At 47.8% G+C, this 13,896-nt stretch carries 10 protein-coding genes; 7 read left to right on the top strand and 3 right to left on the bottom strand.

Annotation, left to right across the window (positions count from 1 at the left end):
• Position 1: 1 nt before the first annotated feature.
• On the bottom strand, positions 2-979 hold the full coding sequence (locus tag ACYVGR_RS34385) for an Rpn family recombination-promoting nuclease/putative transposase (protein ID WP_460964936.1): 978 nt from the start codon (positions 977-979) through the stop codon (positions 2-4).
• On the bottom strand, positions 979-2,349 hold the full coding sequence (locus ACYVGR_RS34380) for an OmpA family protein (RefSeq protein ID WP_460964934.1): 1,371 nt from the start codon (positions 2,347-2,349) through the stop codon (positions 979-981). The genes ACYVGR_RS34385 and ACYVGR_RS34380 overlap by 1 nt, the downstream gene beginning before the upstream one ends.
• Positions 2,350-2,565: 216 nt before the next feature.
• On the opposite strand from ACYVGR_RS34380, the gene ACYVGR_RS34375 reads away from it, so the two are divergent.
• From ACYVGR_RS34375 to ACYVGR_RS34355, 5 genes are all read left to right on the top strand, one after another.
• Entirely contained in the window at positions 2,566-3,984 is a 1,419-nt protein-coding gene (locus ACYVGR_RS34375) for a Gfo/Idh/MocA family oxidoreductase (protein ID WP_460964932.1), read from the top strand.
• A gap of 114 nt (positions 3,985-4,098) precedes the next feature.
• Positions 4,099-5,472 carry a putative oxidoreductase C-terminal domain-containing protein gene (locus ACYVGR_RS34370; RefSeq protein ID WP_460964930.1) on the top strand — a complete coding sequence of 458 codons (1,374 nt, stop codon included), beginning with the start codon at positions 4,099-4,101 and terminating at the stop codon, positions 5,470-5,472.
• A gap of 81 nt (positions 5,473-5,553) precedes the next feature.
• A complete protein-coding gene (locus tag ACYVGR_RS34365; protein ID WP_460964928.1) occupies positions 5,554-6,729 on the top strand; it encodes a Gfo/Idh/MocA family protein in 1,176 nt (391 codons plus the stop codon).
• A gap of 108 nt (positions 6,730-6,837) precedes the next feature.
• Positions 6,838-8,181 carry a sigma-54-dependent transcriptional regulator gene (locus ACYVGR_RS34360; protein WP_460964926.1) on the top strand — a complete coding sequence of 448 codons (1,344 nt, stop codon included), beginning with the start codon at positions 6,838-6,840 and terminating at the stop codon, positions 8,179-8,181.
• 115 nt (positions 8,182-8,296) lie between these two features.
• Positions 8,297-10,264 (top strand): KUP/HAK/KT family potassium transporter, encoded by a 1,968-nt coding sequence (locus tag ACYVGR_RS34355; protein WP_460965089.1) that lies wholly within the window; start codon positions 8,297-8,299, stop codon positions 10,262-10,264.
• 55 nt (positions 10,265-10,319) lie between these two features.
• On the opposite strand, the gene ACYVGR_RS34350 is transcribed toward ACYVGR_RS34355, so the two are convergent.
• Positions 10,320-11,246: a WD40/YVTN/BNR-like repeat-containing protein gene (locus tag ACYVGR_RS34350; protein WP_460964925.1), complete on the bottom strand. Its 927-nt coding sequence runs from the start codon at positions 11,244-11,246 to the stop codon at positions 10,320-10,322.
• A gap of 681 nt (positions 11,247-11,927) precedes the next feature.
• Between ACYVGR_RS34350 and ACYVGR_RS34345 the strand changes: the two genes are divergently transcribed.
• Both ACYVGR_RS34345 and kdpA read left to right on the top strand, forming a co-directional pair.
• Positions 11,928-12,008, top strand: coding sequence for a potassium-transporting ATPase subunit F (locus tag ACYVGR_RS34345; protein ID WP_157585830.1), 81 nt, complete (start codon positions 11,928-11,930; stop codon positions 12,006-12,008).
• A 72-nt stretch (positions 12,009-12,080) separates the two neighbouring features.
• Positions 12,081-13,784 carry a potassium-transporting ATPase subunit KdpA gene (kdpA, locus tag ACYVGR_RS34340; protein WP_460964923.1) on the top strand — a complete coding sequence of 568 codons (1,704 nt, stop codon included), beginning with the start codon at positions 12,081-12,083 and terminating at the stop codon, positions 13,782-13,784.
• Positions 13,785-13,896 lie beyond the last annotated feature (112 nt).

Genomic DNA, 13,896 nt, shown 5'->3' with positions numbered 1-13,896 from the left:
CTTATGTAGTTTGGGTACAATTAATTTCATCTATAATGGCATTTACCTCAGCCAGGGGAAGGTCTACCGCCGAGGCAATGGTATCTGCGGTGAGATTTAAATTCAGCATAGCCTTGATAAATTTGATCTTGTTCCGATGTCCTTCTTCCCGCTCTTTCTGCACCAGTTCTTCGGCGACTGACATCGCTTGTCGGCGTCCTTGTTCGCGTCCTTCTTGTAATAGTTCTTCGGCGACTGTCATGGTAGAAGATTCGGTTTTTGACGAAATACGGCTAAAGATACCGAATAGTTCAACTTTGGTCAAGTTGGTGGTATACGACAAATAGAGAAAACCTGTACTGACAAAACGTTGCCCACTTGGTGTTTCAATTAACCGCCGGACAACATCGGCAAAGATGTCCAGCAAACGAGCTAGTTCGCGTTTCCGGCGACTATTCTGTAATAAAATCGCTGTAAGCCGAGCATAATCTGATCGTAACGTAGGAAGTCGTTCGTCAGAGAGCGTTGAAAGGTCAATCAGTAAGTAATCGAACGCAGGCAGATAGGGAATTAGCGTCCCATGTAAGACCGGGAAGTAGTCGGGTACACTACGCTTTTTCCAACGTCGGTTACCATGATAAACCAGAATAGGTAAAACGGGTGTTAATCGTTGTTTCTGTTTGATTTGACTCTCCCAGAGGTTGAGCAAGTACCGATTGATCTGGAAATGTGGATATTCCTCGGTATAGCTTTTGTGCTCCAGTAAGAGGACAAGCCGAATCGATTGACCACTATACTGTACCGAAAAAACAAGATCAGCAAAGTGTTCGGCCAGTTGCTCATCGGTAAACGTATCGACTTCACGGGTCAATGTGGTGTGATCGATACGTTCCCGAATGGCTTCTGGGGCAAACGCATTTAAAAAATCAATCAGAATTTCAGGCTGAGAGAATGTCTCTTTGAAAAACCTGTCGTGTGGGTTGTCGGGCTGGGTTGCCATCAAATTGTCAGAATCACAAACTCTACGCGCCGGTTCACTTTTCGTTCTTCATCGGTCCCTTTGGTCAGAATAGGTCGAGTGTCGCCATAACCGATGGTCTGGATGCGGTCAATATCGATTCCTTTCTGAACCAGATAGCGCTGGCAGGCAATAACGCGGTCGCGGGAGAGTTGTAGATTTTTATCGTGATCGCCAATAATATCTGTGTGTCCTTCAAGCCGGATACTCATGTTAGGGTTGTCCTGCATCATGGAAACCAGCTTGTCTAGCTCCGCAAACGAAGCCGATAATAGGTCTGATTTCGACATTTCGAAATAGATATTCTTCAAGGTGACCTTATCGCCGACCGCTAATGGCGTCAGCGAAATATCTCGCGTAAGTTTTTGTCCACCGGCTGTTTTACTTAAGTCCAATACCCCGCTGGTCGACTGATAACCACGTGCCGATGCGATATAGGTATACACCTGTCCTTTCTGCAGACTCATCCTATAAGCTCCGGTTGAGGCAAAACTCTGCACGGAGTCGATGGACTGCTTGCTCGACGAAAGCTGATAATCGATTGTAGCTGTAACGGGCCGCTTATTTTTCGCATCACTCACGATGCCCGATACATTCACAATCGTGAGTATAGGCGCTGGCGCAGGTTTCGTTTTAGGGGCTTCCATTTCGCCACCTGATTCACCCGAGGGAGCCGGTGGTAGGTTCGTTTTCTTTTTGGGTAAGCTGGGTGCAGGCTTGGGTGCTGAAACTGGCGGGGCTGGCGGATTATAAACGACTGGATCGGCGGGGTTATTGACGTATAAGTTGTAGATATTCCAGCAAACAATTTGATCATAATCGTTGCATTCAAATACGTCGAAGTTTTCTAGCCCTTTATCTAATCGTTCAAAATAGAGCGTAAAGGTTACTTTATCTCCAGGGAGCGTGGTTATCCCTTCAGGAATCCTATTTCCATTACGATCAAATTTAGGTGTTGCTGATTTCAATGGAATACCTTCGGCTTTGAGAAAGCCAAACTTTCTGGCTCCATTGGCAGCTACTAACTGACCTGCTGGATCAAATTCAATGAATTCTTGGCCAGTCGGTTGCCCATATCGGTCTCTCCCTGGCTGGTTTTTATTTGTAAACGTCAAATTCAGAATGGTGTAATCCCTCATTAAACGAACGCTGTTCACGGTTACGCCAGGGTCGGCAGGTCGGCCAGTACCAGGTTGATTGCCTGAGTTTGGGTAGGTATCATCCGGCGATTGTTGACCACTAGACGGATATTGCTGACCACCCCCAGACGGATAACCCGATGGATAAGAACCAAACATACAGGACGAAGTAAGTCCGGCCAGAAAGAGGAAAAGTAAGGGGCGTTGCCGCATAAACAGGAGAAGCAAATAGTTATTAATCAGAGCGTAAAGGACGGTAAACTACTAGAAACAAAAGCCGTAGTTACCATTATGTTAGCTATCGGTATAAGACGGAAGGAGGGGATAGTGGTTACAGGTAAGGCGGAATAATCTTCCGGGACACAGAATAGTAAAAATCACTAAGTCAAACCTTCTATAGGCAATGAATTGTCCTGAACCTTGCCGATTATGTCAACTGAAAAAAAATCAACTGTCTCCCGGAGAAAATTCCTTGATCTGGCAGCCAAAGGCACACTAGCATCGTCTGCAATTATCAGCGGTTTCCCGACTATAGTGCCTGCTTCGGTATTTGGCAAAAATGCCCCCAGTAATCGAATCAATGTGGCAGCCATCGGTACTGGACGTATTTCGCGTGGGCACGATATGCCGGGCGTTTGGCAATACGACAATGCCCTCATTATGGCCGTCTGCGATCTGGATAGTAATCGGGCCGAAGATGCTAAAAAGCTCGTTAATGGGGTTTACGCCAAGAAAACGGGCAAGGATAATTACGATGGCGTAAAGGTTTATACCGACTATCGTGAATTACTCCTGAACAAAGATATCGACGCGGTTATCGTAAGTACACCCGATCACTGGCATGCGCCTATAGTGATTGATGCTGTGCGGGCGAAGAAAGACGTATACATGCAGAAGCCAGCATCGCTCACTATTGCCGAAGGGCGTATGATGGCCGATGAAGTGAAGAAATCAGGGCGGATTGTGCAGGTGGGGAGCCAGCAACGCTCATCGGAACAGTTCAGATATGCTGCCGAGTTGGTACGCAATGGCCGAATTGGCGAATTAAAAACAGTGTATGTTGGCCTTCCTGGCGACCCGTCGGGCGATGAAGAACCGCAGATGCCTGTTCCGAAAAACCTGAACTACGATATGTGGCTCGGTACAACGCCTGAGGTATATTACACCGAAAAACGGGTTCATCCGCAGGTTGGTTACGATCGACCAGGCTGGTTGCGTTGCGAGCAATTTGGGGCGGGCATGATTACAGGTTGGGGTGCTCACCACGTCGACTGTGCGCACTGGGCTATGGATACGGAACATACCGGCCCGATTGAAATATGGGGCCACGCCGATTTCCCGAAAAGTGGCCTGTGGGATGTACATGGCATCTTCAAAACCGAAGCCAAGTATGCCAATGGCGTTCACATGGTTGTGACCAATGAAATTGCCAATGGCATTCGATTCGAAGGAACAAAAGGCTGGATTTTTGTCTCGCGGGGCGATGCGGCTGTGACGGCCAGTGATCCGATTGCGAAGCAAAATGCCGCTAAAAAACTCGATGCCAGCGATCCTACAATTCTGACATCGGTTATTGGCCCCAACGAAACGCATCTAACGGTCAGTAAAGAGCATCATGGCAACTGGCTGGAGAGCATCGTCAGCCGGAAAGAGCCCATCGCTCCTGCCGAAGTGGGGCACCGTTCGTGCTCGGCTTGTTTGTTGCACCACGCAACCATGAAGCTAAATCGTAAACTCTATTGGGACCCTAAAAAGGAGCAATTCAAGAACGACCCCGAAGCCAATAAACTCTTATCACGCCCACAACGAGCCCCTTACGCCATTAAAATGGTGGCTTCGGCTAAATAATTAGTTTATGGTTTACAGTATTCGGTTTACGGTGGGCTGACGCAAAAAAAGTTAAGGCGTCAGCCCACCGTAAACCGAATACTGTAAACCGAATACAACCTTACTAATTTACAAATGAAGTTCTCTCCCCTTTTTGGTAGCCTATTCATGGCCGCGTTGATGACCGCTTGCCAAACGTCGAAGAATGAAGCTGATAAAGCCGCTATTCGTCTGATTACCTTAGATCCTGGCCATTTCCATGCCGCATTGGTTCAAAAAACCATGTTCGAAGATGTTGATTCGGTCGTGCATGTGTATGCACCCGATGGCCCTGATCTTCAGTTGCATCTCGATAAAGTTGAAGGATATAATACGCGCGCAGAAAACCCGACACATTGGAAAGAAGAGGTCTATAAAGGCCCTGACTTTTTCGATAAGATGATTGCCGACAAAGCCGGTAACGTCGTAGTAATGGCGGGAAATAATCGCCTGAAAACGGATTACATTCAGAAAACCGTTGGTGCGGGTTTCAATGTATTAGCCGACAAACCAATGGTGATCAACGCGTCAAAATTCGACCAATTGAAAGAATCGTTTGCGACAGCCGAGAAAAATAATGTACTGCTTTATGACATCATGACGGAGCGGTACGAGATTACAACGCAGCTACAACGGGCGTTTTCGCAACAAGCGGCTCTATTTGGCACGCTGGAAAAAGGCACGCCCGAGAACCCGGCGGTAACCAAAGAAAGCGTTCACCATTTTTATAAGAATGTATCGGGAAGCATCCTGACGCGTCCGGCCTGGTTTATGGATGTGGCTCAACAAGGCGAAGGTATTGTCGACGTAACGACTCACCTGGTCGATCTGGTGCAATGGGAGTGTTTTCCTGAGCAAACGATTGATTATCAGAAAGACATTATCCTGACATCGGCTCGTCGTTGGACGACAGACATGACCCTGAGTCAGTTCAAAGCGATTACCAAGCAGGACGTTTTTCCAGATTACCTCAAAAAAGATGTTGTGAAAGACAGCATTTTGCGGGTTTATAGCAATGGCGAGATCAACTATCAACTGAAAGGTGTCCATGCTAAAGTATCCGTGACCTGGGCTTACAAAGCACCCGAAGGCGCGGGGGATACGCACTACTCGATTATGCGGGGTACAAAGGCGAATCTGGTTATTCGACAGGGTGCCGAACAGAAGTACAAACCGACCTTATACATTGAAGCTGCTGCAGGCAATAAAGACCTGGAGGCTGCTTTGAAAACGGTTTTGCCGGCTATTCAGAAGGAGTTTCCGGGTGTAGAAACGAAGAAAATCGCGACAGGTTGGGAAGTGGTTATTCCAGAAAAATACAAAGAAGGTCACGAAGCCCATTTTGGTCGGGTTGCCCAGAAATACCTGGAATACCTGAAAGCAGGCAGTCTACCTGCCTGGGAGGTCCCCAACATGATTGCCAAGTACTACACAACCACGCAAGCGCTGGAGTTAGCGAAGAAAAAATAATGGCGAAAGAGTGAAAGAGTGAATGGGCGGACTGGCGCTCCATCACACTTTCGCTTTTTCGCTCTTTCACTCATTAATTTTATGAACTCACCACAATCTGCCAATCGGCGTAACTTTATTAAAGAAACCATCAGCACAGCGGCTGGATTGGTTGTATTGCCTTCTTTATCAGGCGAATTGGTCGGCGCGCCCGCTATTGTACGCTCAGAATCATTGGGGAGTGATTCGGTGCCGACGGGTGCAGCCCGAATTCGCTTTGCTGTGATTGGTATGAACCACGGCCACATCAACAGTCAGATTGGTGCGGTTACGCGGGGTGGGGGCGAATTCGTTTCTTACTACGCCAAAGAACCGGAGCTGATGGCCGACTTCGCCAAGCGTTACCCGCAGGCAAAGCAAGCGAAAAGTGAGGCTGAAATTCTCGAAGATAAAACCATCCAACTCGTGCTGAGCGCAGGCATCCCCGTCGATCGTGCTCCGCTTGGGATTCGAGTCATGAAGGCTGGTAAGGATTACATGTCTGATAAACCGGGCATTACTACACTTGAACAGCTAGCCGAGGTGCGTAAGGTTCAGAAAGAAACCAAGCGCATTTACTCGATCATGTACAGCGAACGGTTTGAAAACCGGGCCACGGTAAAAGCGGGTGAACTCGTTCAGGCTGGAGCGATCGGCAATGTGATTCAAACGATCGGGTTGGGGCCGCACCGGATGACACCAGCATCGCGCCCACCCTGGTTTTTTGAAAAAAAGTCGTTCGGCGGAATCATCTGCGATATCGGTTCGCACCAGTTCGATCAGTTTTTGTTCTTTACTGGGTCGAAAAAAGCCGATGTCGTAGCATCTCAAGTTGGTAACGTTCATTTCCCACAATACCCCAATTTTGAGGATTTTGGCGATGTCATGCTACGTGGCGATGGTGGCATGGGCTACATCCGGGTCGACTGGTTCACGCCGGATGGCCTGAAAAGCTGGGGCGATGGCCGATTGACCATTTTGGGGACCGAAGGTTTTATTGAATTACGTAAGAATATTGACCCGGCTGGTCATGAGGGTGGGAATCACCTGTTTATCACCGATAAGAAAGAAACGCGCTATATCGATTGTAACAAAGAGCCGCTGCCTTACGGCGAGCAATTGGTGAACGATATTTTGAACCGGACTGAGACTGCCATGACGCAGGAACATTGCTTCCTGGCGACAGAATTGGCCCTGAAAGCACAGAAACAAGCACAAATCGTTCATCTTAAAAAATGATCTGGTAGATTTGGGGCGTATTTAGATTCTTTGGATTCTATTGATGGTGTTGTTCTTTCGCATGAATAGAATTCAAAGAATCCATAGCCTCTAAATTATTTCTACCAGTTGGCAGCTACTATCTTAATTATCGACGATGAGTCGCGGTTGCGGCAGCTTCTGGCGCGCATTCTGCAACTGGAAGGGTATACTGTACTCGAAGCCGAAAATGCCCGTGCCGGTCTGAAAATACTCGAACGCGATGATATCCACCTCGTTATCAGCGATGTGAAGCTGCCCGATAGAAATGGCATCGAGTTGTCGGGCCATATTAAACAACTTTACCCGGCTACCGAAATCATTGTACTGACCGCCTACGGTACGATCTCAGATGGCGTAACGGCGATAAAAAATGGCGCATTCGACTACATTGTCAAGGGTGACGATAACGACCGAATCATTCCACTGGTTAGTCGGGCAGTGGAGAAAGCTACGCTACAGTTCAGGATTAAACAACTGGAGCAACAGGTGGGCCAGCGTTACGGATTCGATCGGATAGCGGGTCAATCGAAAGCGATTCGACAGGCGATTGAATTGGCCCGAAAAGTAGCCGTTACCGATACCACGGTACTACTCACAGGCGAAACCGGAACGGGTAAAGAAGTCTTCGCACAGGCCATTCACCAGGCAAGCCCCCGCCGAACCGGCCCATTTGTAGCGATCAATTGCGGTGCCTTAGGAAAAGATATTCTCGAAAGCGAACTCTTTGGTCACCGAGCCGGAGCCTTTACCGGAGCTAATCGCGACCAGAAAGGCCTGTTTTCGGAAGCAGACAAAGGCACTATTTTTCTGGATGAGATTGGCGAGATGCCATTAGATCTCCAGGCCAAACTCCTGCGAGTCCTCGAAACCCATGAGTTTCTTCGCGTGGGCGATACCAAGCCAACCAAAACCGACGTACGAGTGATTGCGGCTACGAATCGGGGGTTAGAGCAGGAAGCTTCAGAAGGTCGTTTCCGGTTGGATTTATACTATCGATTGTCGGTCTTCAGTATTGAATTGCCCCCGCTGCGTGATCGGCGCGACGATATTCCAGTGTTAGCCAATCAATTTGCCCAGCAAGAGGCCGTCAAAGTAGGTAAACGCGCCATTCAATTGAGTCCGGCTTTTGTCCAGAAACTTCAACAACATTCCTGGAAGGGGAATATCCGCGAACTGAAAAACGTTATTGAGCGGGCGGTGATCCTGGCCGATACCCGTGAGGATGGACAAACCGAATTGACTCCCGGTCTATTGCCCTACGATATGCAGGATGGCCCCCTTCCGGCTAATTCAACCGCCATGGATTTGGCTACCATTGAGCAACAGCACATTCGGCGCGTATTACGCTACACCAACGGCAACAAGGCTGAAGCCGCCCGGCTGTTAGATATTGGCCTGACGACGCTCTATCGGAAGCTGGGAGAACAGTAATCTCGCCCAATTTTACAGAAGTAGATTTTCTGCGTGTGAAATAATGCCCGAAAAAATCAAAACAACGCAGGAGTGCTGTAGTTTTGGGGGTAACTTATTCTGTACGATTGGCTTCATGTCTACATCTCATTCGTCCATAAACAAAGTATCGGCCCAAGGGCTACTGGTTGCCATTGGCATTGTGTTTGGTGATATTGGTACATCGCCCCTGTATACACTGGCGGCTGTTATGCGTGGCAAAGACCTGACCGAAACACTGGTACTCGGAACATTGTCGTGCGTAATCTGGACCCTAACGCTGCAAACGACCATCAAATATGTGATTATTACGCTCCAGGCCGATAACAAAGGCGAAGGCGGCATTTTCTCATTGTATACCCTGGTTCGTCGGTTTACGGGAAAGTGGTTGTTGTATCCCGCCGTTATTGGGGGTTCGTTTCTGCTGGCCGATGGCCTTATTACCCCACCCATTTCGGTTTCGTCGGCTATTGAAGGCTTGCTCATTTTTTATCCGCATCTCGATACGGTTCCTATTGTTATCGGCATTCTGGTTGCCCTTTTTGTGAGTCAGCAATTTGGTACCCAACAACTAGGTAAGCTCTTCGGGCCGATCATGCTGGTCTGGTTTTCGTTTATTGGGGTCATTGGTTTTCTGGCTTTACTGCACCAGCCCTCTGTATTGAAGGCGCTGAATCCCGTGTGGGCGTTTCGCCTGATCGCTGAATATCCAGGAGGATTCTGGCTGCTGGGGGGCGTGTTTCTCTGCACCACCGGGGCAGAAGCGCTGTACTCCGACATGGGGCATTGTGGACGAGGGAATATTCGGGCCAGTTGGGCCTATGTCAAGGTAACCTTGCTGCTGTCGTATGCCGGTCAATCGGCGTGGTTGATGCAGCACCTGGGTAATCGCGTTGGCGAAACCAGCCCATTCTATTCCATCGTACCCGCTCCGCTAGTGGTGTTCAGCATTGGACTGGCTACTTTAGCCACCATCATTGCGTCGCAGGCGCTGATTAGCGGGTCGTTTACACTGGTAGGGGAGGCCATGCGCCTGAACCTGTGGCCACGTCAGCGGGTCGTTTATCCTTCCGATTTCCGTGGGCAATTGTATGTGCCGTTCGTGAACTGGGGTCTCATGACGGGTTGTATTTTGATGGTGCTTCACTTCCGGGAATCTAAAAATATGGAAGCGGCTTTCGGATTGGCCGTTACCCTGACCATGTTGATGAGTACAATACTGATGAGCACTTACCTTCGTGTGAAGCGTGTAAATACCTTCCTGATTGTGCTCATTACAGGTGTATTTCTGGCCGTTGAAACTACGTTCCTGAGCGCCAATCTGGTGAAATTTGAAGAAGGGGGTTGGATTTCGGTGACGATGGGATTGTTGCTGATGGCCATGATGCTATTCTGGTATCGGGGAGAAACCATCAAAGCACAACTCATTCGCTATGATTCGCTCCCCGATAATCTGCCGTTACTGAAAAAGCTTAGCAATGACTTTGAGATTCCCAAATTTGCTACGCATCTGGTCTATCTGACGACTGCCGAAGACGCTCGGAAAATTGAATCAGAAACGCTCTATTCGATCTTGAATCGGGCACCCAAACGAGCCGATATCTACTGGTTTTTACATTTGTGTGTAGAAGATGAACCCTATGTAATGCGCTACAAAGTAGATACACTGGCTCACGAAGATGTCTACTTTATTACGTTTTACCTGGGTTTTCGGGTGCAGCCCCGACTGAATCTGTTGTTTCGGCTAGTGGTCGAAGACATGGTTAAAAATAAAGAAGTAACCATCGAAAGCCGATATCAGTCACTTAATGTTCATCGGGTGCCGGGCGATTTTCGGTTTGTGCTCTTCCGGTCGTTTCTTTCGTATGAGAACGACTTGCCCATAAGTTCGCAGCTCATTATGAACGGCTATATGTTCCTCAAACGCATTGCCCTTGCGCCCCAGGCTGCTTATGGACTGGATACGAGTAACGTTGTGGTCGAGGACGTTCCGTTAGTGCTAACCCCGCCCAATAACATCCGACTCGTGCGCGTGAAGCCTAAGCACGAATCACGTGCAGAATAGTTTCTGATTATATTGGTCATAAGATTAACCGATGGAGGATACTGAACAATGAGGTTCAGCATCCTCCATTTTTGGGTATGGCATAAATCGCGTTGCCAGAACTGGATAAATTGAAGACCTTATTGTCGATTGACGTCAGCAACAGTTTCCAGGTTTTACCTTGATCGGATGATCTAAAAACGCCGTCAGGATGACCACAAAAGAAGTACTCCCCAACCTGAATAATTGACGAAACGGATGCGTTTGCTGGAAGACCGGCATCAATGGGCAGCCAGAGTTTACCACCATCGTAGGAAATCCGCACTCGTCGGGTCATCGACTCTGTATTGTACGTGATCGCTGCGAATCCGCCGTTGATGCGTTCTACAGCAATACCCACACCGCCCTCACGAATCACCCAATCCCAGTTTTCACCCTCATCGGTCGACCGCAATATACCGCCCTGGCTGGTTGCTAGCAGCACGCCGTTTGATTCGGCCAGTTTCATTACCCAGCCGCCCGTATGAACTTGTTTCCACGTTTCCCCATTGTTCATGGATTTAAAAAGGCCGTTGTTGCAACCGATGAAAACCATGCCGCTAGTAGTTTCAAAAACGGTGTTTACGTCTTTCCGTTGGAAATTCGTGTACGTAGAAGACCATATACTGCTGCGATGCTCGTCAGAGAAACTCTCTTTTTTCCAAAAAGGAGCTCTAGAGGTTGGCTTTCCGTGATAGATCTCATTTCCAGCACGTATATAAAGCTCTCTATCTTTTTCAATGATACTTTCTGCCTGTGAGTTTTCGGGCAGCCCTTCGCTAATGTCCTGCCATGTCTGTCCGCCATCCGTAGATTTAAAAACGATGTTTTCCGCTACAGGCTTGTCTCTTTTTGGGGTTTGCAGACTATCTGGACAAGGGGAAGATTTTGGAAATTCTAACGTTTGCTCAAAAGCAAATGAGAATTGAAAAAGGAGTAACAAAGTAAGGCCATAGTTATTCATGACTCTGATTGATTTTGTGAAACAAGTCCGTAAAAGTATTGAGCCTCAACGGTCCTAAAGTTTTTTACTGGTAAAACGTTGTAAACGATATGTAAAAGGTTTGTAAAACCACCGCTTTGTCGATTGTCATGGATTGTCTTACTTAAACTCAAGCGATTTCAGGTCGAGAAAACGAGTTGTTTGTTGGCCAAAACGCGTACTTTGATACGTCAGCAACTAGCCTTCTTAGCTTATCCCTTTTTGATCCGGAAATCCGTCTTGCCTAACACTTTGCTTCTTCTAGATTTCCCAAAATAGCAGAATACCCTATCAGTTTGAAACGTCAACCCTTCCATTTTGGAAGGGTTGACGTTTTTTTTGACCTTTTTGTTTTTAATGTATAAATTTTAATTAATTGATTGTCAGTGATATAGTATTAGATTGTTGATTTTGGAAGTGATCTGGACTGCTTCTTGGCATAACCCTTTGCGAACGTTTTTAACAAACTACTTCTCATGGGTACACTCCTGCTTCTTGTTACGTCAGCCCTGCTCTGTTTCGCTGCTTTTTACAAAGCCATTGACTGGTTCGAACGCATCTAAAGGCGAAAGAGCGAATGAGTGAAAGAGTGAAATAAAAAAATCAAGTACACTCTCACTAACCCTTTCGCTCTTTCGCCATTCACTCTTTCGCTCTTTAATCATGCTCACATTCCTGTTTATTGTTTCGCTGCTGGTTTTTGCTTACATGCTGTACGTGCTGATAAAGCCAGAAAAATTCTGAATTAATCGAGGAAAGATTCGACTGTGATACCAGCCCTCTCTTTCGCTCATTCACTCTTTCGCTCTTTAAAAAATGTCAACTGAATTAATCGGCGTTTTAGTTATGTATGGGCTAACAGTCCTGTTGGCTATTCCGCTGGGCAAATACATTGCCAACGTCTTTAAACCAGAGTCGGCCAATGGGCCGCTGGAACGGTTTATTTACCGCGTGGGCGGCATTGATCCTACCCGCGAAATGACCTGGAAAGAAAACCTTGTCGCGCTGCTAACCATCAATGCCGTATGGTTTGTGCTTGCTTTCGTGTTGCTACTGTTTCAGGGCATACTGCCGCTTAATCCCGATGGTAATCCCTCCATGACACCTGATCTGGCGTTTAATACGGCCATCAGTTTCATGGTCAACTGCGATTTGCAACACTATTCGGGCGAATCGGGCGCTACGTACCTGACGCAACTGTTTGTCATGAACTTCCTGATGTTCGTCTCGGCTGCAACCGGAATAGCAGCCTTGCTGCTTGTTGTCCGGTCGTTTCTGCCCAAAGTGGTTGATACCGTGGGTAACTTCTACGTGTTTTTTGTAAAAGCAATTACCCGGATTCTGCTTCCGATTTCCTTCGTCGTTGCCCTGTTGCTCGTATTCAATGGCACACCGGCCAGTTTTGATGGGAAAGATACCATTGTTACGATGCAGGGCGACACCGTCAACGTTTCACGCGGACCGGCGGCTGGTATGATTGCCATCAAACATGTTGGTACGAATGGTGGTGGCTGGTTCGGGGCCAACTCCGCGCACCCGCTCGAAAATCCAAACTACTTCACCAACATCGTTGAAATGGTGGCGCAGGTATTGCTTCCTATTGCCATGCTCTTTGCGCTTGGTTTTCTAATCAATCGTCGTCGGTTTATCTGGGTGGTATACGGTGTCATGACGCTCGGGATGCTCTTACTGCTTGTCCCGACGTTAGTAACCGAAGTGCATGGCAACCCGGCCATTGCGCAGCTGGGAATTAGCCAACCAACGGGAGCGATGGAAGGCAAAGAAGTTCGGTTCGGACCGTTGGCGTCGGCTTACTGGAGCATCGTGACCACGATTATTTCAACGGGTTCCGTCAACTCCATGCACGATTCGTCGATGGCCTTATCGGGTACCATGGAGCTACTCGGCATGATGACCAATGCCTTTTACGGTGGTTGTGGAGTTGGTTTCCTGAACTACTATTATTACCTCATCATCGCCGTTTTTATATCTGGATTGATGGTGGGCCGTACTCCTGAGCTTTTTGGCCGGAAGGTCGAAGCACGCGAGATTAAGATTGCGTCTATTGTGGCGCTACTGAGTACGTTGCTCGTGAAAGGTGGAGTAGCCTTAGCCGCCTGGATCTTTATCCAATATGGCGATGCAGATTGGGTTGTGAAACCATCAGCCTGGCTAAATAACCCTGGCAATCACGGCTTCTCGGAGATACTCTATGAATTCACGTCAGCCAACGCCAACAACGGATCGGGTTTTGAAGGACTGGGTGATAACAATTTCTTCTGGAATTACGCAACTGGTATCGTGCTGATTCTGGGGCGGTTCATTCCAATCATTGGCCCGGTTGCGATTGCCGGATTATTGTCTCAGAAGAAATACGTACCGGAGTCGTCAGGAACACTACCAATCGATACGGGCACCTTCGGGTTAATGACGTTCGCTGTGATTATGATCATTACGGCCCTGTCGTTCTTCCCTGCACTAGCACTAGGGCCATTGGCCGAATATTTTTCACTTAACTAATCAGACGTCTAAACCAGGATTTTAACACAATTAAAAAGATTAGGCTAGATGGCAATCCATCAATCCTGAAAATCATTTCAATCGCGAAAATCCTGGTTCAGACACTATACAA

The sequence above is a fragment of the Spirosoma litoris genome, from assembly GCF_054776755.1.
The sequence above is the reverse complement of the archived record's forward strand: the minus strand, read 5'-3'. Positions and strand labels throughout refer to the sequence as shown.